Source organism: Planococcus sp. ANT_H30 (assembly GCF_008369335.1).
Classification (GTDB): domain Bacteria; phylum Bacillota; class Bacilli; order Bacillales_A; family Planococcaceae; genus Planococcus; species Planococcus kocurii.
On sequence record NZ_VOBJ01000006.1, the window covers coordinates 100283 to 121474 of the forward strand.

The following is a 21192-nucleotide window of genomic DNA, read 5'->3' on the forward strand; positions in this document are numbered from 1 at the left end:
AGGAAGATACATGATTTCATTGATGGTCGCGCATGATCCGAACCGAGTTATCGGAAAAGATAACGAACTGCCTTGGCATATTCCAGCGGACTTGGCATATTTTAAAAAACAGACAATCGGAAAAGGGATTGTTATGGGCCGTAATACGTATGAATCTATTGGGCGACCGCTTCCGAAGCGCCGCAATATTGTAGTTACGCGCAACGATGATTATCAGGAAGATGGAGTAGATGTCGTTCATAATGTGCAAGATGCTATAAAGTTAGCGACAGAATTTCATGAAGAAGTAATGATTATCGGTGGAGAACAGATTTTTGAATCAATTTTACCAGATGCTGACCGTCTTTACATAACACTGGTTCATCAAGCTTTTGATGGTGATACGTATTTCCCGGAATATGGACGTGAGTGGAAACTCGTTTCTGAATCTGAGCAGCAAATTTCAAATGAAGTGCCTTTTTCGTACTTGGTATACGAAAGACGGCGAAAGAAAACGGCCAATGTTTAATACCATTCGCACGTTCTCTTTTTTATTTGGTTATTTACCGATTAGCGCTGTGAATTTGAAAAAAAATATCAAGCAAAAATCAACATTAAGCGTAAAAGAGTACGACCAGCTGATTCATACAGAACCTCAAAAATGGGCAGCCGGTATTATGAAACGGACAAAAAGCACCGTTACGATTGCAGGACTGGATAAATTACCTGATGGACCGGTATTGTTTGTCAGCAATCATGAAGGGAATTTCGATATCCCAACATTGCTTTCGACCATTCCGAAGCCTTTTGGTTTTATTTCCAAAAAAGAAGTAAATAAATTCCCGATTATTCCGATGTATATGAAAGAAATGAATTGTGTCTTTTTAGACCGCACAGATCGTCGGAGTGCATTGAAATCCATTACTGACACTATAGAAAAATTAAAAGAAGGTCATTCGATTTTGATTTTTCCGGAAGGCACAAGAAGTAAAGGTCAAAGTATGGGTGAATTTAAAGCAGGATTTATGCGTATTGCAAAAGATGCAGATGTCCCTATTTTACCGGTTGCGATTCACGGAACTTCAGACATAATGGAAAAAAACAACAATAAAGTAAAGGCAGCTACGGTCACCGTACAACTATTGGATCCTGTTTCTGTTGATGTTCTTAAGGACATGAAGCCAAAAGAAGCAATTGCGGTGATCCATACGCAAATTGAAGAAGCTGTTTCTGCTATGTCTGCGGAAAAACAAAGAAATAATGACAACTAACCGGTAAAACAATCTGCTTTGTAGTTGTTAGATATTAAATAATTGCTTAGACTAAGGTAAAAAGGAAGTGATTTCATGTCAAAGATTCACATCGTCACGGATTCGACCGCTGATTTAAAGCCAGAGATCATTGAAAAATATGATTTGCATGTGGTTCCTCTAAGTATTCAAATTGGTGGAAAAACCTATTTGGACCGCGTTGACTTAGAGCCGGCATCTTTCCTTGAATTGATGAAAAATACCGATGAAATGCCAAAAAGTTCTCAACCAGCACCAGGCGTATTCAAAGAGTTGTACGATAACTTAGGTAGAAACGGTGACCAAGTCTTGTCTATTCATATGACAGGTGGGATGAGTGGTACTGTGGAGTCAGCAAAAACAGCAGCTCAATTGACTGAATCAGACGTTACTGTCATCGATTCTCGTTATATTTCTCACGCCTTAACTTTCCAAGTATTTGAAGCGGCAGAGATGTCAAAAGCGGGAAAATCAATGGAAGAAATCGTTAAACGAGTAGAGCAGATTCGTCTCAATACAAAATTGTTCGTCGTTGTAGATACCCTTGATAACTTGGTGAAGGGAGGCCGCATTGGGAAAGGCCGTGCTTTGTTAGGATCTTTAATGAAAATCAAGCCAATTGCTTCTTTAGATGATGGATCGTATACTCCGGTTGCTAAAGTCAGAAGCCATAAGCAAGTAGTCGATTACTTGATGAAGGATTTTATAGAGCGGACAGCAGGCAAAATTGTTAAAGGGGTTGGCATTGCTCATGCGAATGGATTGGCAATGGCTGAGCCACTGCGTGAAAAAATTAAAGAAACAGGCTTTAGCGATATCCAATTTGATTTTACAACGCCAGTTATTTCTACTCATACAGGTATTGGGGCAATTGGTTTTATGTACTATACGGATTAAACGAATTAGCAAGGTCTAGTTGAAAAAGGAGAGACAATCGTGAAAGTCATCCTGTTTATCATCATCTTGTCTATGGGTATACTAGCGGGGTGCAGTCCATCTTTTAACTTTGGCAATGAAAAAGCAGAACCGAGAAATGAACCGGCTATCGACTCTTATACCATACCGCCAAACTTCATTCCTCAAGCAGTGGTTATTACCGCTCTTGGGGATTCCTTATCTCAAGGTGTTGGCGATGAAGAGGAGTTAGGCGGCTACACAGGCAGAGTGGCAGCAGAGGTTAAGACCTGGCAAGGAATTAAAGGCGTGGCTGTTGAAAATACAGCAAAACGTGGACGTCGTAGTGATCAGCTGCTGGCCATGTTCCAACAAGGAAAACTAACGAGTCCTATAGCAGATGCCGATTACTTAACGCTGACCATTGGTGGAAATGATGTTATGCGAGTCGTCAAACGTGACTTGTTTTCATTGAATACAGAAGCCTTTGAAGACGAATTGGTATTTTATGAAAGTAGATTTGATCATATTTTGACAGCCATTCGAGATATTAATCCGAATGCGCCTATCATCATCATGGGCATCTATAACCCGTTTTCACTTGTAACGGATGAAGTAGAAGAGTTTGATCAAATTATTGATTCCTATAATCAGGCGATGCAAAAAAGAGCAGAATCAGATCCACAAGCATGCTTCGTGCCTGTCAGTGATTTATTTGTTGGCAATCAGAATTTGGTTTACCATTCTGATTTTTTTCACCCGAATAGCAAGGGCTATGATTTAATGACAGAACGTATTTTAAAACGGATGAATGAATGTGGCATGACTTATGAAGGATAGGTGGTGAACTGATGAAAAAATGGCGCGTTGCATTTTTTGTTTTACTCGCAATAAATGTGTTGGCGCTTGTGGGAGTGGTACTTTTTGTTACGACTCCTTCCAAAGATTTTACGTCTTATGAGGCTTTGAAAAATACCTCTACGGAAGGAAACACAGTAGTCGTCAACGCTACAAAAGCAGATTTTGAAGGAATTGCCAACACCTATATACAAGAAGCTATGAAAGACCAGCCAATTCCTTTGGCTTTATCAGTTGATGATGACGTTAGTATATCAACGGAACTTACCGTTTTTTCAGTAACTTTGCCTATTTTAATGAAATTCGAACCACTTGTGCAAGAAGATGGCAATTTGCTGTTAGAACAAAAGTCAGTAGAAGTCGGTATGCTGGATATTCCTCCTGAAGCTGCGTTAAAATTGCTTAGAGACTCAGTAGAACTTCCAGAATTTATGGAAGTCATGCCTGCGGATGAAGAAGTGTTGTTAAAGTTAACGGATATTCCGTTAGATGGAGGAATTTCAGTGCGAGCGGCATCGTTCAATTTGGAAGAAGACGATATTCGATTATTGGTGACAATTGAACCATAAAGAATGGAGTGGGTATATGAATACGGAAAAAGCTACATTTGCAGGAGGCTGTTTTTGGTGTATGGTCAAGCCTTTTGATTCATTAGACGGCATTGAAGAAGTAGTAAGTGGCTATACAGGTGGAGAGTTAAAAAACCCAACTTACGAACAGGTTTGTTCGAATGCGACTGGTCATGTGGAAGCAGTCCAAATTACATTTCAGCCAGACGTCTTCCCATATGAGAAATTATTGGATGTTTTCTGGACACAAATAGATCCGACAGATGCTGGTGGTCAATTTTTTGACCGTGGCGAATCTTACCAAACCGCGATTTTCTTTCATTCCGAAGAACAGCGTCTAGCTGCAGAAAAGTCTAAGCAAGAATTGGACAACTCGGGAAGGTTTGAAAAAATTGTTGCAACGCCGATACTAGAAGCAAAACCATTTTATTTAGCAGAAACGCATCATCAAGATTACTATAAGAAAAATCCTGCTCATTACAACCGTTATTCAGTTGGTTCTGGGCGGACTGCGTTTATCGAAAAGAATTGGGGTGGACAAGCATGAAAGAAGAGTTAAAAGCAAAATTAACGCCAATGCAATATCATGTAACCCAGGAAAGTGGGACAGAACCACCTTTTCAAGGTGAATTTGATCAGCATTTTGAAGACGGCATTTACGTAGATATTGTCTCCGGCAAACCGCTATTTAGTTCTAAAGATAAGTTCGACGCTCATTGCGGATGGCCGAGCTTTGCAAAACCAATCGAAGGTACAGAAGTAAAAGAAAATCTAGATACCAGTCATGGCATGAGAAGAACAGAAGTCCGTTCCTCAACCGCTGACTCTCACCTAGGGCACCTATTCCCAGATGGACCATCGTCTATGGGAGGCCTTCGCTATTGCATCAATTCTGCAGCACTACGTTTTGTTCCTAAAGAGCAATTGGATGCAGAAGGTCTATCCGAATACAACAAACTATTTGAATAATGGGTTAACCGGACAACTAAGTCCGGTTTTTTTTGCCCAAAATAGGAAAGGAGACCGTTATGGAACGTTCTTTTTATCAATTTGCATTAAAATATCGTGGGAAAATTGATCCAGATGACTATTCAAGTTTTGCCGATGCGTTATTTTTGGATCATTCATTTCCTAAAACAGCAACAGACTTTGAACTGCTTTCTAAATACATTGAAGAAAAAGCGCATCCCGTTATGAAAGCCTCAATCTTTGATGAAATATGGGAAGACTACATAAGTGAATAGGCTTGTCGTTGCACTATAGTTAAAAAAACAGTATGATTAAATCTACTATATAAAAGTGAGGTTTTTTAGATGAGCGTTCATATTAATGCGAAAAAAGGCGATATTGCCGAAACAATTTTACTACCAGGAGACCCGCTTCGCGCAAAATACATAGCGGAAACTTTTTTAGAAGATGTAACGATGTACAATGAAGTTCGTAATATGTTTGGTTATACCGGAACATATAAAGGCAAACGTATTTCTGTTCAAGGAACTGGAATGGGTGTACCATCAATTTCAATTTATGTAACAGAATTAATGCAAGAATACGATGTGAAAAAATTGATCCGTGTTGGAACATGTGGTTCTATCCATAAAGACGTAAAAGTACGTGACGTAATTTTGGCTCAAAGTGCATCAACCGATTCAAAAATGAATGATATCATTTTTAAAGGCATTACTTATGCACCGACTGCTGATTTTGAATTATTATTGAAAGCATATAATGCAGGTATGGAAAAAGGATTAAACTTGCGTGTTGGGAATGTCTTTACTGAAGATGTTTTCTACAACGAATTTGCAGAACACGAAAAATGGGCGCAATACGGAGTACTTGGTCTTGAAATGGAATCTTCAGCTCTATACACATTGGCTGCCAAATTCGGTTGCCAAGCGTTGTCTATTTTAACAGTAAGCGATCACTTACTGACGGGTGAAGTGACAACTTCTGAAGAACGTCAAACGACGTTTAACGACATGATTGTTGTAGCTTTAGAGGCAGCAATTCAAGAGTAGAAAAAAGCCGTTCTTTCTCAAATTAGAAAAAGACTGTCTTGACAGTCTTTTTCTTTTCATATCCTACGGTTCTAAAGGCAATTACGAAAGTGGTGAAATAGATGGATGATAAACGCCCGGAAGACGAGCAGCAACAAATTCCGCCGGTAGAAGAATCACCGTCACATATTATTAAGATGAAAACATTCACTTTTATTATGCTTGGATTCCTCTTAATCTTGACAACGGCGGGATTAACTGTTTTTGCATTGACATTCGGCGACGATAAAGCTGTAGAAGTAAATTCTCCAGAGCGTCGCGAATTCGAGAAACTCTATACAGCTTATGATCAAATACAGGATCAATATTTTGAAGATGTCGACAGAGATGTTCTAGTTAATGGAGCCATCAATGGGATGGTCGATTCTTTGGAAGATCCTTATTCCGATTATTTAAACGAAGAAGAAGCTTCTCAATTTCTGGAAGGAATTTCATCAAGCTTCCAAGGCATTGGCGCAGAAGTGCAAGAGCGTGAAGGTTATATCACGGTAGTTTCACCGATCAAAAATTCACCTGCTGAAAAAGCAGGCGTATTGCCAAATGACCAAATTATAGCAGTTGATGGTGAAAGCATACAAGGCTTTACAACAACTGAAGCTGTCATGCTGATCCGTGGCGAAAAAGGAACTGACGTCAAGCTGAGCATTATGCGTGGTAAAAATGCAGATCCAATTGATATTACCATCACTCGTGATGAAATACCGATTGAAACTGTGTACGCAGAAATGATTGGAAACAATGTAGCTCATATTCAAATTACTAGTTTTTCTGAAAATACGTATCAAGAATTGCTTGATGCCATTAAAGAAATGGAAGCTGAAGGAATGAAAGCCGTCGTTATGGACGTTCGTGGAAATCCGGGTGGCTTACTTGATGTAGCGCTTGATATTTCTGACTTGTTTATTGAAGAAGGGAAACCATTGTTTGAAGTTCAGGCAAAAGGCGCTGAACCTGAAGTTTATATGTCTTCACCAGGTACGAAAATCAAAGTACCCGTTACTTTATTGATTGATGGTGGAAGTGCTTCGGCATCTGAAATTTTGGCCGGTGCAATGAATGAGTCAGCAGATATCAAATTGGTCGGAGAAAAGACTTTCGGAAAAGGGACTGTACAAACAGCTAACGATCTTCAAGATGGTTCGAACCTGAAGTTTACAACGGCTAAATGGCTAACGCCAGACGGCAATTGGATTCATGAAAAAGGAATCGAACCAGACGTAGAAGTTGCGTATCCCGCATATGCGTCGCTTCCGCTTTTGGATACTTCACTGGAGCTAAAAGACGGCACTATTTCCGAACAAGTCAAAACCGCTGAACAAATGCTTGAAGCGCTTGGCTTTAAAGTTGGAAAAGTAGATGGCGTGTTCGAAGAGCAGATGCAAGAAGCTGTAGAAACTTTCCAAGAAGAAAACGAATTGGAAGTGACAGGTATCTTGACTGGAGAAAGTACATTCGCAGTAATGGATGCATTGCGTGAGAAAATTGAAAATGATGATCCGCAATTACAGAAAGCTAAAACAATTATAATGGAAGAAGCTGGAATCAAAGCTTCTGCATCTAAAAAAACTGATGAATGATTTGGAGGTCCGCTTATGCGGGCCTTTTCTTCTTCAAAATTGAAAGGATGAGACGATGAAAGATGTATATTTATTTAGTGGGTTTTTAGGAAGTGGCAAAACAACATTATTAAAAACAATGATTAGTCAAATGAAAGATAAAGGGTTAAAACCGGCAGTTTTCATGAACGAACTAGGCCAAATGAACATGGATTCGGATGCAGTAGAAGAGGGCATTCCACTGAAAGAAATTCTTGATGGATGCATCTGTTGTTCGGGATCAGAGAAATCAGAAGCGCAAATTCAAACATTATTGGCAGAAGAAGATTTTGATGTCCTACTCATTGAAACAACAGGTGCAGCACACCCTGTAGAAGCACTGGATGCTATTTTTTCCCCACTATTTGCTGAACAACTAAACTTTAAAGGCATTGTAACAGTAGCAGACAGCAAAAGATGGATGGATCGCAACAGCTTATCTCCACAAATTCGTTCGCTGTTTTTAGAGCAGATTCGCCATGCTGACCTACTACTGGCCAATAAAATGGATTTGTTGACAGAAGGACAGCAGGCCACTGTCGTATATGAAATCCAATCACTCAATCCAAAAGCACAAATCATCCAAACGATACACGCTAAAATACCATTCTCGGCATTAGAAAAATTGTCGCCATTACAAAATGAAGAGGTCGTCAAAGCACCTGTTTCAAAATTGAATTTAAATGCTAAGGTGTTGAAATTTGAGGCGCCAGTTCGAAGAGAGCTATTTGAAGAATGGCTACGTGCGCTACCAGATACGGTTTTTCGAATCAAAGGCTATGTACCGCTTGAAGGCGATAAATACCCTCATGCTTTTCAGTTTGCTTACGGAATGGCGCAATGGCTTCCCGAGTACATGAAAATGCAGAATCAAATTGTGATTATTGGAGAAGGGCTGGAAGGAGTCGAGCTTCCATGATTGAATCATATCGTAAGCTCTGGCCACAACGAGTAGCTGTACAACAAATCACCACTCAACAAGAACTCGAAAAATACGTACTTATCGAACTGAATGACGAACTGACTCATCCACGTGTTCGCAAAACCAAGCAGCAAAAGCTGGCGTTGGCTTTAGAGCGAATCGAGCAATCGGATTTGTCAGATTCAGAAAAAAGTGAATTAATCACACTGTATAATAAGCTTGCGAACCCATAAAGAGAACGCTATTAAAAAAGCAGGAGACGAAAAATCATTGATTTTTCGTCTCCTGCTTTTTTATGGTTTGGAATTAATAATCTTAGGTTGAACATGCTGCAATTTTTTTTGGATCAGTAGTAAACGGAGTGATAACGTAATCGCTCCTGCTGTTAAACCAACAATCAAGCCGATCCAATAACCGAAAGCTCCATAATCAGTGAAGTTTGCGAGTAAGTAACCTGTAGGTAGCCCAATAACCCAGTAAGAAATTAACGCCATGACGAAGGTAATGTTGACGTCTTTATAACCTCTAAGTGCCCCTTGGACGGGCGCTTGAATAGCATCTGACAATTGAAACAAAGCAGCAAACAGTAGGAACTGAACAGCCAGTTCGACCACTACAGGATCTGACGAATACAAGGCTGCAATTTCACTACGCATAAAGAACAATACGCAAGCTGACAGGAAGCTTAACGAAACAGCCGTGCCAACACTCAGCCAGCTATACTGCTTCGCATCCTGCAAACGCTTGGCACCGACTTCATAGCCTACAAGAATTGTGGCACCCATAGAAATGCTGAGCGGTAACATGTATAGCAAAGATGCAAAATTTAACGCAATTTGATGTGCGGCAATAGTGACAGTGCCGTAAACAGCCAGCATAAACGTGACGGCAGAGAAAATACTAGTTTCTACGAATATGGATATACCAATCGGCACGCCAATGCGACTAATCTCCATCCAGCGAGTTAATGACAATTTCGGCCAAGTCCGGAAGATATTATAGGAGTTGAACGGGCTTCTCGTGTGGATGATCCAGACTGCAATAACTAAAATCAGCCAGTAGGTAATAGCTGATGCAAGTCCAGCGCCCGGACCTCCGAGTTCTGGGAAACCAAAGTGTCCGAAAATTAGTAAGTAGTTAAAGAAAATATTGATAGGTGCTGATAAAAGCGAAATAACCATCGTTACGCGTGTAGCTCCAAGTGCATCGATATAAGAACGCAAAGCGTTATAGACAAAGAGCGGAAGTAACCCAATCGTCATTGCGAAAATATAGCGGCTCGCAACGTCGGCAACAGTCGGTTCGAGATCCATAAAGGCAATCAAGTAATCAATGCCAAGATAGAAGAAAGCGAAGACAATAGCAGCCAACAAAATAGCCAAATAAATCCCTTGTTGAACAGCTTGTTTTACTTGATCTTTTTTCTTAGCTCCCATCAATTGTGCTACAATTGGAGTAATGGACATGAGGATACCGGCAAGTCCGATGTAGACGGGAACCCAAAATGAGGACCCGATGGAAACGCCGGCTAAGTCTTCTGTTCCGTAGCGGGAAGTCATATAAATATCAAAAAACGTCACCATGTACATCGCTATTTGTGTGACGAGAATCGGGAAAACAATTTTCACTAAAAGCAGTAGCTTTTCTTTTTTGGTTCTTGTCTGGTACATATCTCGTTCCTCCCGCAATTTACCTTTAGTAAGTCAAACTTATGCATCAAATGTTATCGATCAAAGCGCAGCAAATTTTATACTATTTTGGACGGACGATTTCTAGCACACAGTCGGGATGTAAAAACGTTACAGCGCCAACTGCCCAGAAAACGTTATCATGAGATAAACTTACTCAATTACAATTTAGCAAATAAAATCCAGTATAGCATAGATAAGTATGCTTCAGGCATATCCTCTAAGCCAAATTAACAGATGAGAGTAGGACAAGAAATGAACAACAAAACAATTTTATTAACCGGAGGCGGAACAGCAGGACATGTTTCCTTGAATCAGGCATTGATTCCAGAATTAAAAAATTTAGGCTTTAACGTTGAATATATCGGTTCTAAAGACGGTATCGAAAATGAGCTAATCCGGGAGTCCTTCCCTTCCGTTCCTTACCATGCAATTTCTAGTGGTAAATTGAGACGCTATTTTTCAACTAAAAATTTCTCGGATCCATTTCGCGTAGGAGCGGGACTTATGCAAGCAGTTGCTATTATTCGTAAAACTAAGCCAGTAGCTATCTTTTCTAAAGGTGGATTTGTTTCTGTACCAGTCGTAATGGCAGGGCGTATGATGTCAATTCCGGTCATTATTCACGAATCGGACGTTACACCTGGATTGGCAAATAAAATTGCCTTACCTTTTGCTGATCATATCTTTACTGTATTCAAGGAAACTTTGGCGCATGTGCCAAGCAGCAAATCGACTTGCACGGGATCACTTATTCGTAGTGAACTTATGGAAGGCTCTGCAATAAAAGGACAGGAAATTTGTTCATTCGACAACGACTTACCGGTTCTACTGATCATGGGAGGTAGTCAAGGATCGGCTATGATTAACTCGGCCGTCCGCAACAACCTAGAGCGTTTGCTAAAGCAAGTTAATATCATCCACCTATGTGGTAAAGGAAATTACATGACAGAATTAGATCATCATTCAAATTATTGTCAATTTGAGTATGTCACGCATGAATTGCCACATCTATTACATCTGACAGATTTTGTCGTATCGCGAGCTGGTTCTAATTCCATATTTGAATTTTTGGCTTTGAAAAAACCAATGCTACTCGTTCCATTATCTATGCAAAAAAGCCGCGGCGATCAAATTCTGAATGCGAATTTATTTGAAAAACAAGGATTTGCACATGTTGTGGAAGAAGAACAGCTGTCTGCAGATCGTTTCATGGAAGAACTAGAGCGTTTACAAACGGATAAAGAGCAGCTAATTACAGCAATGACACAAGCAGAAGCCCCGATTACGGCGGCAGAAATGGCTAAATTAGTAGCAGTTCATACAAAATAATACCTAACTAATTTAAAGAGGTGATCAAAATGGAAATGACGTTGCTAAAAGTCCACGGCTCTATGAACACTTTTTATATGTTTGAAGGTGAGGAACATGAGGATTATGCACAATTGGCAATTCAGCTTTCTTCAATAGATCAAGACATCGATGGAATTTTAGTGATTTTGCCATCAACGATTGCTCATGCAAAAATGCGAGTTTTCAATACTGACGGTTCGGAAGCTTCCATGTGTGGAAATGGTCTCCGTTGCGTTGCTCGGTTTGTGTGTGAACGTGACGGTGTGACCGAAGCGGTGATCGAAACGATGAAAGCTTCTCTTCATGTTAAAAAAGAAGAAACCTTGAACGATAAAATCGAAACTTACGCCGTGGAAATCTCCCCGATATCATTTGCATTAAACAGTTTACCAATGAGTTACTTAAGTAACAGTGAATGGCTTCACAAACCATTGCCTTTTATATCGGAAGAAATTCCATTTTCAGCGGTATCTGTCCCCAATCCACATTTAATTGGCATCGTTCCAGCAGCATTACAGAAAGATACAAGCCATCAGCAAAAATGGGCACACTATTTTAATGAAGAAAACAATTATTTTTCAGATGGTGTTAACGTTAGCTATGTAACGCCAATAGAAAACGGAATCTTCGTACGGACGTATGAGCGGGGTGTTGGGTTTACAAATGCTTGTGGTACAGCAATGACAGCTTCGGCACTAATCAGCTGTCTAGCAGGGCTCGTGCCTTATGGCGACGTAACTGTATACAATCCAGGTGGCATGGTGAAATGTGCTGTCTCTAAAACAGAAGATACTATTCGTCTTCAACTAACTGGTAATGCGACGTATTTATCAGTTGTTAAATTTAACTGGTCTAGCAGTGGGGAAAATAGCTGCATTTTATCTACTGAACCTTTGGATGAGCAAACAGATTACAAAGAATTTATCGAACAAGTTACAACGCTTTCAAGTCAATTTGTGTAAAGGAAAGCGGTGCGTTAGATGCGAATGCCTTTTACTACAGAACAACTGGATTCGCTTTACAAATTGAGCTTTAGAAGGAAATGTAAAAAGTAATATCTAATTGCCTTAAAAGTAGGTATGACACATACTTACCGTGATTATAATTTGTTTAGTGACCTGGGTGTGGCAATAGAAACCGAATTGACGCCAATCGTGTTTGAAGGTGAAACATTTGTGCTAGCGGTAACGAAAAACGTCGCCGCTCAGAAGAAGACTATTTGTTTTATGAGTCCTTGGTCCAAAAATAGGGTCTTTAGGGAATTAACGAGCGAACTGTTAGTAAAAAATGAGCTGAAAAAACGGAGAATATTCTGGAAAGCTACGAGGATACTCTTAATTACGCAGCGCTTGTCGCAATATGGGACGTCTCTGGTACGATAGAATTCGTCAATGATGATTTTAATGAATTAACGGGCTATGAGTCTGAAGAATTAAGTGGCTTAACTATCTCTAAAATAGGAAATACAAAAATTTCTGCAGAACAATACGACGAAATTCACAAAGTGATTTAGCCTGGACAAATTAAAAGCTTGAAGAAAAGCGGTAACTTTTTTTGGGTAGATAGTACAATCATTCCTTTAGTGAATGCAGACGGAAAGATTTATCAAGTTTATCAATCTTATTCGATGTGACAGATCGAAAACTGCTAGAAGAGCAGCTTCATTATATGGCGAAAGCCAAAGGCAAGGGAACTTGTCATTTCTATTCAAACTACTGACTAAATCCCTGTAAATTGGTCAGACGAGAGTAAGAAAATGGATAAAATCACTTTAAATCCTGTTATGTGAATCTTTTCACGAAAATGCTTTGTTTTTCAACGAGGAAGTAGTAAGATTGATAGGGAATTTTAAACTTGTCCTGCCTAAGCGCCTTCTGCTTTAAGTCTAATGGGATGCGTGATAAAATAGGCAAGACATATACAAATAAAGTGACTGCCGTCAAACAACTAGTTGGAGGTTTTTTAATGTCTAGCAATTATTCAGATGCAAAATCACCGTGGAGCTCCATTACGGGTCCTAACTTGGGATACATAATGGAAATGTATGACCTGTATCAAGAATCCCCGGAATTGCTTGATCCAGAATACGTTGAACTTTTTAAGCAATACGGATCACCTATTGAAGTTACTGTAGGCCACCAATCTTCAGCTAGAACAGCTGTAGATCCGAATAATTTTGAAAAGGTTTTGGCTACTGTTCATCTAGCAGAAGCAATTCGTGCACATGGTCATTTGGCATCAGATATTTATCCGTTAAATGATCAACCAAAAGATACGAGTCGTATGGAACCATCAACATATGGCTTGAACGAACAAGATTTAACAGAAGTACCTGTAGCGTTGATTTTAAATAATGCACCAAGCAATGTAACAAATGGCTTGGAAGCGATTAATTATTTGAAATCTCTTTATACAGATAAAGTTGCTTTTGAATTTTCACACGTAATTCAGCCACAAGAACGCAGCTGGTTGCAGGAGAAAATCGAAGCAGGAGAAGTTAAACCAACACTCGATGCAGACAAGAAAAAACAAGTTCTTGATTTGTTAACTCGCGTTGAAGGTTTTGAAAAATTCGTTCACCGCACATTCGTCGGACAAAAACGCTTTTCTATTGAAGGTGTCGATTCATTAGTTGTCTTAATGGATGAGCTAGTTCAGTTATCTGAATCAGCAGGCACGAAAGACATCATGATCGGGATGGCGCATCGCGGTCGTTTAAATGTGCTTACGCATATTTTGAATAAACCATATGAGATGATGTTTGCCGGTTTCGCGCACGTAGGAGACGATGCTTTTCTACCAGAAGACGGTTCACTTCAAATCACTAAAGGTTGGTTTGGCGATGTGAAATACCATATGGGTGCAGCTTATAAGTCTGTAAATGGAACAAGCGTAAAACTCGCGTATAACCCTTCTCATTTGGAAATTGTCGGTCCCGTTGTAGTCGGGCAAACACGTGCTGCGCAGGAAGTAACGGATGAAACCGGTATCGCAAAAATGGATCCTAAAAAATCCTACGCGATACTTGTACACGGGGATGCGGCATTCCCAGGACAAGGTATCGTAACCGAAACATTAAATTTCAGTCGTGTTAAAGCCTATCAAACAGGTGGTTCTATTCATATTATTGCCAATAACTTGATCGGCTTCACGACAGAGCAATTTGATTCGAGATCAACACATTATTCTTCTGATCCTGCAAAAGGTTTTGAAGTGCCTGTCATTCATGTTAATGCGGATGAGCCTGAGGCAGTAGTTGCAGTTGCTCGTTTGGCCTTTGAATACCGTGCGAAATTTGGCAAAGATATACTAATTGATTTAATCGGTTATCGTCGATACGGACACAACGAAATGGATGAGCCATTAGTGACGAATCCAACCATGTATCATGGCATTCATCAGCATGATACAGTTCGTGAACTGTATGGTAAACAATTAGCAGCTGAAAAAGTGTTATCTGAGGCTGATGTGAAGAAACTTGATACTGATACTCAAAAAGAAATGCAAGAAGCTTATGACAAAGTGAAAGAAAACAAATCTGCAGAATTCCCGAAACTTGAAATTCCGGAAGCTGTTTTAAACGGTTATCCTGAAGTGCCAACGGGCGTTGATAAAGCTGTCTTAACTAAAATGAACGAAGAATTATTGACTTGGCCAACCGACTTTTCAACTTTTGGTAAATTAGCTAAAATTTTAAAGCGTCGTGAAGAGCCTTTTAAAGGAAAAGGGAAAATTGATTGGGCGCATGCTGAAACACTTGCATTCGGTACGATTTTGCAAGACGGCAACCCCATTCGATTGACTGGTCAAGATGCACAGCGAGGCACATTTGCTCATCGTCACCTTGTTCTGCATGATGATAAAAACGGCAATGAACTCGTTCCATTGCATCACATTTCAGATGCTAAAGCATCATTTGTCGTTTACAACAGTCCACTCAGTGAAGCATCTGTATTAGGCTTTGAGTATGGTTACAATGTTGAAAATAATAAAGCATTAGTTATTTGGGAAGCTCAATATGGCGACTTCGCGAATATGGCACAAATGATGTTTGATCAATTCATTTCTGCGGGACGCGCGAAATGGGGACAGAAATCGGGCCTTGTTATGTTACTGCCTCATGGTTATGAAGGCCAAGGACCAGAACACTCAAGTGCACGCCTAGAAAGACATCTTCAAATGGCTGCTGAGAATAACTGGACAGTCGCGAATCTTTCTAGTGCAGCAAACTATTTCCATATTTTGCGCCGTCAGGCTAAAATGCTTGAGGAAGATTCTATACGTCCATTGATCATCGTTTCACCAAAATCACTGCTGCGTCATCCACTAGTAGGTGCGTCAGTAGATGATTTAACAGAAGGTCATTTTGAGACCATCATCGAACAGCCAAATATGGGCAAAGCTGTGAAAAAAGTGGAACGAATTCTTTTTGCAAGCGGTAAAATGGCGATTGACTTAGCAGAACGAGTGAAAGACGGAACGGATTATGAATGGGCACATATCGTCCGCGTAGAACAATTGTATCCATTCCCAGCTGAGAAGATTAAAGCGGTTATCGATCGTTATCCAAATGCTAAAGAATTAGCTTGGGTACAAGAAGAGCCACAAAACATGGGTTCGTGGACATTTGCAGATCCGTATTTACGCGAACTGTCAGACGGTAAAGAAGTGAAATACTTCGGGCGCACGCAGCGTCAAAGTCCGGCAGAAGGTGACGGAGAAGCGCATAAAGTAGAACAAACACGTATTATTGACGAAGCATTAGCTAAATTGTAAGGATAATCTAAGGAGGAATTTTTTGTGGCAGAGATCAAAGTACCAGAATTAGCAGAATCGATTACAGAAGGAACAATCGCTCAGTGGCTTAAACAGCCAGGCGAAACAGTTGAAAAAGGAGAATTCATCGTTGAACTAGAAACAGATAAAGTTAACGTTGAAGTTATTTCTGAAGAAGCTGGAGTGGTTCAAGAACTTTTAGCACAAGAAGGCGATACGGTTGAAGTTGGACAAGTGATCGCGATCGTTGGTGAAGGTTCTGGCGAAGCTGCAGCACCTAAAACTGAAGAAGCTCCTAAATCGGAAGAGCCAGCTAAAACAGTAGCTCCTGCAACTCAAGAACCTGTAGAAAAAGATCCAGCAGCTGAAGAGCAATCTTCTTCTGACCGTACCATTGCAAGCCCAGCAGCACGCAAATTGGCACGTGAAAAAGGAATCGATCTGGCTGCGATTTCTCCAGTAGATCCGATGGGCCGTGTACGCGTTCAAGACGTTGAAGCTCACGGATCACAACCTGTAGCTAGTACACCTGCTGCAAAAGCAGAAGCACCTAAAACTGCTAAACCTTCTTCTGATGAAGAAAATGGTCGCGTTGTTCGTGAAAAAATGACAAGACGCCGTCAAACAATTGCAAAACGTCTTCTTGAAGTAAGACAATCGACTGCAATGTTGACAACATTCAACGAAATCGACATGACAAATGTTATGGCATTGCGTAGCCGCAAAAAAGATCAATTCCTTAAAAATAACGATGTGAAACTTGGCTTTATGTCATTCTTCACAAAAGCAGTTACTGCTGCACTAAAAAAATACCCATATGTTAATGCTGAATTAGAAGGTACAGATGTATTGCTAAAACAGTTTTACGATGTAGGAATTGCGGTTTCAACTGAAGAAGGACTTGTAGTACCGATCGTTCGCGACACGGACAAAAAGAACTTTGCTGAAATTGAAGCAACAATTGGCGAACTTGCTAAAAAAGCTCGCGATAAAAAGCTTTCAATCGCAGACATGACAGGCGGTTCATTCACAATTACGAACGGTGGCGTCTTTGGTTCATTACTATCTACACCGATTTTAAATGGTACGCAAGTAGGTATCCTTGGAATGCACACAATTCAAAAACGTCCAGTAGCTATTGGTGATGAAGTTGAAATTCGTCCAATGATGTACGTGGCTCTTTCATACGATCACCGTGTAATTGATGGAAGCGATTCTGTTGGTTTCTTAAAAATGGTCAAAGACATGATCGAAAACCCAGAAGATCTATTGCTAGAATCTTAATAAATGATGTAAAAGATGGTCCTGCATTGCAGGACTATCTTTTTTTTGTCATGATAAAGGAAAGAGTAGTTTAAAGGCGGGAATGTTCTATGGATATTTCATTTTTAATCGAATTGATACAAAAGCATGGATACATAAGCATGTTCATATTCAACTGGCTTCTGTTATTTGGCTTACCCATTCCAAATGAAGTAGCAGCGGCTTTATCAGGCGTGTTAACAGAAATTAGTGACTTTAAGCCAACTTATGCTTTTTTATCAGCGTATGCAGGATTGATTACTAGCAATACATTTGCTTATTTTATTGGTCGTAGCTTAGGGCATCGCTTGCTAATGCGATTAAGCGGCACCCGTCTGAAGCAACCTATCAGTCGATTTAGTGAGTTTCTGGAAAAAAGAGGAGAATGGGCAATTGCTCTTAGTTTTTTCCTGCCGGGTATTCGTTGGGCCATGCCTTATGTTGTGGGGGCTAACCGCTTTCCGGTTATGCGTTATATGATGTTTGCCTATACAGCTGGATTTGTCTGGCTGCTCGTTTATTTTAATGTCGGCAGAACATTTCCTTATGCCTATGAGACAATTCTCGAGCACGTACAAGTGTTTCTAATTTTACTGTCGTTTGTTGTTGTAATGGTTGTGCTATTGCGTTATTTGTATCGTGCGAAATTTACGAAAAAGTAACAAGGATATCCATCTAGTAAGAGTCTGTTTGAAATTAACCTGCTTTTTCCTTATACTGAAGAGAGACAGATAGAAAAGGATGAGGACAATGATTCATAACGAATGGTTAGCAAAAGAAACAATCAAAACCGTTACATGTAAGCATACAGACGCAGCTAAATTTTTGGTTTCGAATGTACTAACTGCAGGTAAAGAATATGAAGTTAAAAACGAAACCGAAGAATTCATTTTTGTAGTGGACAATACCGGAAAAATTGGTGGGTTCTATAAAACTTATTTCGAATCATAATAGAATGATGAAAAGTCGATGGCGTACATCGGCTTTTTGTGTGGAAAAGAGGAGATCCGAATGTCATTGATTGAGCAAGATATTGCAAATAGACAACAACGAAATCATGAAGAATACGATAAATTGATTGGTAAGTCAGGATATATTGCACCGGACGATCATCTTTGGCAAGACATTTTATCTGCAATTGTGTTACGGAAGCCTGTTCTATTAAAAGGACCAACGGGCGCCGGCAAGACAAAGCTTGCAGAAAGTATTTCATCGCTTTTTGGCCAGCCGATGCAAAGTATCAATTGTTCCGTAGATCTTGATGCAGAAGCGCTTTTAGGATTTAAAACGTTGGTACAGCGAGACGGACAAAGCGTCATCGAGTTTGTTGAAGGACCTGTCGTGACAGCGATGAAAAAAGGCCATTTCCTTTATATTGATGAAATCAATATGGCTAAAGCAGAAACTTTACCAATTCTCCACAGCGCCTTGGACCATCGTCGAATGATGACCAATCCGTTTACAGGAGAAGTGATTGAAGCTCATCCTGATTTCGGTGTGATTTCAGCGATAAATGAAGGCTACATTGGGACTGCTCCTATGAATGAAGCATTAAAAAATCGATTTATTGCTTATCCGATTCCATATTTAACGGGTCAGCAATTAGCTGACTTATGGGACCGCGAATTCCCAGATGCAGAAGAAAGTTTGAAATCGTTTATCCTGAATTTAGCAGAAGATTTAATGAAACAAGTAAAAAATGGCTTATTATCAGAAGAAGCGGCTTCGATTCGAAGTTTGCTAGATGCAACGGCTCTATCTCAACATATGGACCCTCTGCGCGCAGTACAATACGCCATTGCAGAAAAATTAGATGATGAAAGTGAACGTGATTTGTTCATGGACTTGGCTCATACTTGGAAAAAGTAGGTGGAAATGATGGCATCAGTTAACCGCTTTATTCAGTTTAATAATGAAACCATCGATACGAAATTGCTTCACCAAATGGAAATGCTTGCGGGTGCACTGGCCGATGCACCTTATTTAAAAGTAACAACCCGTAAACTAGTAGAGTTGCGACCGTCAGAAGCTGCCATGTCGATTAGTGTCTTTTGGCGTCATCGTTCTAAGCGAGTCGAACGCAACGGTTATTTATCGGATATTTATTTAATGGCGGGTGGATTTTGGCGTGATTTCAGTTTAGCTGCGTGGCGCGAGTTTAAGAAAAGTAAGACGACTTTGCCCAATTTAAGGGAACAATTACTGTTATGTGCAGAAGAATTTCGGTTATCTGAAAAGATCAAGACGGCTCGACCAGGAACAGTGGCAGCTTTTGACATAAGAGACATGGTTTATAAGGAATACCACAAAGACCAATCCAAACAAAATCTTAAAAAAGGCTTTAAAGCGGATTTTTTGATCAATGCGGCCTATTTGCGTTTGCGTAATGTTGAAATAGAGATGGAGGGCCTGCCTCGGACATTATCTTTAATTTGGACTGAATTGTATGATGCGAAAACAACGATGGATTCTATAAGAGTCGTAGATCAAATAATGGACCGTGCTGAATTTATGTTTGAAACAGACGCAATCCACAGCTATTATACATTTGGCGAAGCGCTGGAAAAAGTGCCACCTTTTCATTACCATGAAGGGATTGAAAGTGACAGAGCAGAAGAACCAGAAGAAATTGACACCATTGAAGAATGGTTTCAGTCTTGGCACCGAGAAACCGAGATGAGTGAGGCCCCTGCGATGGAGTTTGAGCTTGAACGTGGCGACTCGCAGCTTGCTGAAGGTGGCAGGGAAGAAGAGGGCACAGGAGACGTGGAACAGACGGCAAAAGGCGATTCAAGAGGCGAACATTTAGAAGATGGTGATGCAGATGACCGACAAATGACAAGCAAGCCTAAAAAAGCAGAAGGTCAATTTGGCTCAGCGAATGATCAAGTGGTTTATTACGAATCGCGGAGTCAAGTAGACGGCGATCATCGCTTAGAAATTGAAGACTGGCGTCAAAAACAAGCGCCTTACGTACGTGCGTTATTAAAAGAATTAAAAAAACGAATGACACAAAGGCAAGAAGGTGTGCGTAGTAATCTGAACGCAGGCAGGTTATCAAAAAAGTTAGTGCCGCTTGCTATCGAAGAACGACCCAAACCATTTTACCGAAAAACAGCACCTTCTAAAGAATTAGATGCGGTTTTTTGTTTGTTGATTGATGGCTCTGCTTCAATGCTTGATAAGTTAGAAGAAACCAAACAAGCTGTGTTGTTGTTTCATGACGTGTTGCGTGGCTTGAATGTGCCACATGAAATTGTGCTGTTTTATGAGGATGCATACGAAGCAAGTGATGCTGAGCAGCCGAACTATTTTGAGTGGATGCATAAATTTGAAGACCGCGGCATAGACCATGCTAAAGAAATCGCTTCCTTTGAAGCCCATGAAGATAATCGGGATGGATTTGCTATTCGCTGGATGAATGGTCGGCTAAAGCGCCGGACTGAAAAACACCGATTTTTACTGGTCTTTTCCGATGGTGAGCCATCTGCCTATAATTACGCGCAGAACGGCATAGTGGATACAGCAAACGCTGTAGCAGAAGCAAAAAAACAAGGCATTGAAGTGTTGCATCTGTTTTTAAGTAGTGAATCGATTTCTGAAGAGCAGGCAGCATTTTATCAGATGATGTATGGCAATAAATCCGTTAGTGCCGATTCTTTAGAACAGTTTGTTGAACAAACGTTGCGTTTGTTGAAGCGCAGCTTACATTTGGTAATTCAGACAGGCTGAAGGCGTATAAAGCTAAGCGCAAGTGCTTTTTTGACTCTTTTTCGTATAATGGATTATAGTGATTTCCAGTTAATTGGATATACTGTCCGACCAGACACAAATACTGTCGGGTTTAGCTGAAATACTGTCGGAATAGAGCCTGATACTGTCGGATTTAGATGAAATACTGTCCAAACGA

General features: G+C 40.2%; 22 protein-coding genes. 21 read left to right on the top strand and 1 reads right to left on the bottom strand.

Annotated elements, in window-relative coordinates; genetic code table 11:
- Positions 1–10 precede the first annotated feature (10 nt).
- The 12 genes from FQ085_RS13180 to FQ085_RS13235 all read left to right on the top strand — a co-directional run bounded on the left by FQ085_RS13180 (position 11) and on the right by FQ085_RS13235 (position 8396).
- A complete protein-coding gene (locus FQ085_RS13180) occupies positions 11–508 on the top strand; it encodes a dihydrofolate reductase (RefSeq protein WP_149456815.1) in 498 nt (165 codons plus the stop codon).
- Positions 501–1250, top strand: coding sequence for a lysophospholipid acyltransferase family protein (locus tag FQ085_RS13185; RefSeq protein WP_058385232.1), 750 nt, complete (start codon positions 501–503; stop codon positions 1248–1250). The genes FQ085_RS13180 and FQ085_RS13185 overlap by 8 nt, the downstream gene beginning before the upstream one ends.
- A 75-nt stretch (positions 1251–1325) precedes the next feature.
- Entirely contained in the window at positions 1326–2165 is an 840-nt protein-coding gene (locus FQ085_RS13190) for a DegV family protein (RefSeq protein ID WP_058385233.1), read from the top strand.
- A 39-nt stretch (positions 2166–2204) separates the two neighbouring features.
- Positions 2205–3002, top strand: coding sequence for a GDSL-type esterase/lipase family protein (locus tag FQ085_RS13195; RefSeq protein ID WP_058385234.1), 798 nt, complete (start codon positions 2205–2207; stop codon positions 3000–3002).
- 11 nt (positions 3003–3013) lie between these two features.
- Entirely contained in the window at positions 3014–3589 is a 576-nt protein-coding gene (locus FQ085_RS13200) for a YpmS family protein (protein WP_149456816.1), read from the top strand.
- 16 nt (positions 3590–3605) lie between these two features.
- Entirely contained in the window at positions 3606–4136 is a 531-nt protein-coding gene (msrA, locus tag FQ085_RS13205) for a peptide-methionine (S)-S-oxide reductase MsrA (RefSeq protein ID WP_058385236.1), read from the top strand.
- On the top strand, positions 4133–4558 hold the full coding sequence (gene msrB / locus FQ085_RS13210; RefSeq protein ID WP_058385237.1) for a peptide-methionine (R)-S-oxide reductase MsrB: 426 nt from the start codon (positions 4133–4135) through the stop codon (positions 4556–4558). Before msrA ends, msrB begins: the two co-directional genes overlap by 4 nt.
- Positions 4559–4617: 59 nt before the next feature.
- Complete coding sequence (locus FQ085_RS13215; RefSeq protein WP_058385238.1) at positions 4618–4833, top strand: YozE family protein; 216 nt, start codon at positions 4618–4620, stop codon at positions 4831–4833.
- Between the two features lie 69 nt (positions 4834–4902).
- Positions 4903–5607: a purine-nucleoside phosphorylase gene (deoD, locus tag FQ085_RS13220; protein ID WP_058385239.1), complete on the top strand. Its 705-nt coding sequence runs from the start codon at positions 4903–4905 to the stop codon at positions 5605–5607.
- Between the two features lie 101 nt (positions 5608–5708).
- Positions 5709–7223: a lmo1851 family serine protease gene (locus FQ085_RS13225; protein WP_058385240.1), complete on the top strand. Its 1515-nt coding sequence runs from the start codon at positions 5709–5711 to the stop codon at positions 7221–7223.
- 55 nt (positions 7224–7278) lie between these two features.
- Positions 7279–8160, top strand: a complete 882-nt coding sequence (locus FQ085_RS13230; RefSeq protein ID WP_058385241.1) for a CobW family GTP-binding protein — start codon at positions 7279–7281, stop codon at positions 8158–8160.
- Entirely contained in the window at positions 8157–8396 is a 240-nt protein-coding gene (locus FQ085_RS13235) for a hypothetical protein (protein WP_058385242.1), read from the top strand. The genes FQ085_RS13230 and FQ085_RS13235 overlap by 4 nt, the downstream gene beginning before the upstream one ends.
- Before the next feature lie 60 nt (positions 8397–8456).
- Here FQ085_RS13235 and FQ085_RS13240 read toward each other — a convergent pair whose 3' ends face one another.
- Positions 8457–9833 (bottom strand): MATE family efflux transporter, encoded by a 1377-nt coding sequence (locus FQ085_RS13240; RefSeq protein ID WP_149456817.1) that lies wholly within the window; start codon positions 9831–9833, stop codon positions 8457–8459.
- 273 nt (positions 9834–10106) lie between these two features.
- On the opposite strand from FQ085_RS13240, the gene FQ085_RS13245 reads away from it, so the two are divergent.
- The 9 genes from FQ085_RS13245 to FQ085_RS13285 all read left to right on the top strand — a co-directional run bounded on the left by FQ085_RS13245 (position 10107) and on the right by FQ085_RS13285 (position 21014).
- Positions 10107–11183 (top strand): undecaprenyldiphospho-muramoylpentapeptide beta-N-acetylglucosaminyltransferase, encoded by a 1077-nt coding sequence (locus FQ085_RS13245; protein ID WP_149456818.1) that lies wholly within the window; start codon positions 10107–10109, stop codon positions 11181–11183.
- Between the two features lie 29 nt (positions 11184–11212).
- The gene (gene dapF / locus FQ085_RS13250; protein WP_058385245.1) at positions 11213–12166 is read left to right on the top strand and encodes a diaminopimelate epimerase; all 954 of its coding nucleotides are present in this window, start codon (positions 11213–11215) and stop codon (positions 12164–12166) included.
- Between the two features lie 395 nt (positions 12167–12561).
- On the top strand, positions 12562–12717 hold the full coding sequence (locus FQ085_RS18310) for a PAS domain S-box protein (protein ID WP_237150223.1): 156 nt from the start codon (positions 12562–12564) through the stop codon (positions 12715–12717).
- Between the two features lie 452 nt (positions 12718–13169).
- Entirely contained in the window at positions 13170–15980 is a 2811-nt protein-coding gene (locus FQ085_RS13260; RefSeq protein ID WP_149456819.1) for a 2-oxoglutarate dehydrogenase E1 component, read from the top strand.
- Positions 15981–16004: 24 nt separating this feature from the next.
- On the top strand, positions 16005–17264 hold the full coding sequence (gene odhB / locus FQ085_RS13265; RefSeq protein ID WP_149456820.1) for a 2-oxoglutarate dehydrogenase complex dihydrolipoyllysine-residue succinyltransferase: 1260 nt from the start codon (positions 16005–16007) through the stop codon (positions 17262–17264).
- Positions 17265–17353: 89 nt separating this feature from the next.
- The gene (locus FQ085_RS13270; protein ID WP_078080451.1) at positions 17354–17944 is read left to right on the top strand and encodes a DedA family protein; all 591 of its coding nucleotides are present in this window, start codon (positions 17354–17356) and stop codon (positions 17942–17944) included.
- 88 nt (positions 17945–18032) lie between these two features.
- On the top strand, positions 18033–18233 hold the full coding sequence (locus FQ085_RS13275; protein ID WP_058385250.1) for a DUF6501 family protein: 201 nt from the start codon (positions 18033–18035) through the stop codon (positions 18231–18233).
- Positions 18234–18293: 60 nt separating this feature from the next.
- Complete coding sequence (locus tag FQ085_RS13280) at positions 18294–19151, top strand: ATP-binding protein (RefSeq protein ID WP_149456821.1); 858 nt, start codon at positions 18294–18296, stop codon at positions 19149–19151.
- Positions 19152–19160: 9 nt separating this feature from the next.
- Positions 19161–21014, top strand: a complete 1854-nt coding sequence (locus tag FQ085_RS13285) for a vWA domain-containing protein (protein WP_149456822.1) — start codon at positions 19161–19163, stop codon at positions 21012–21014.
- Positions 21015–21192: the final 178 nt, after the last annotated feature.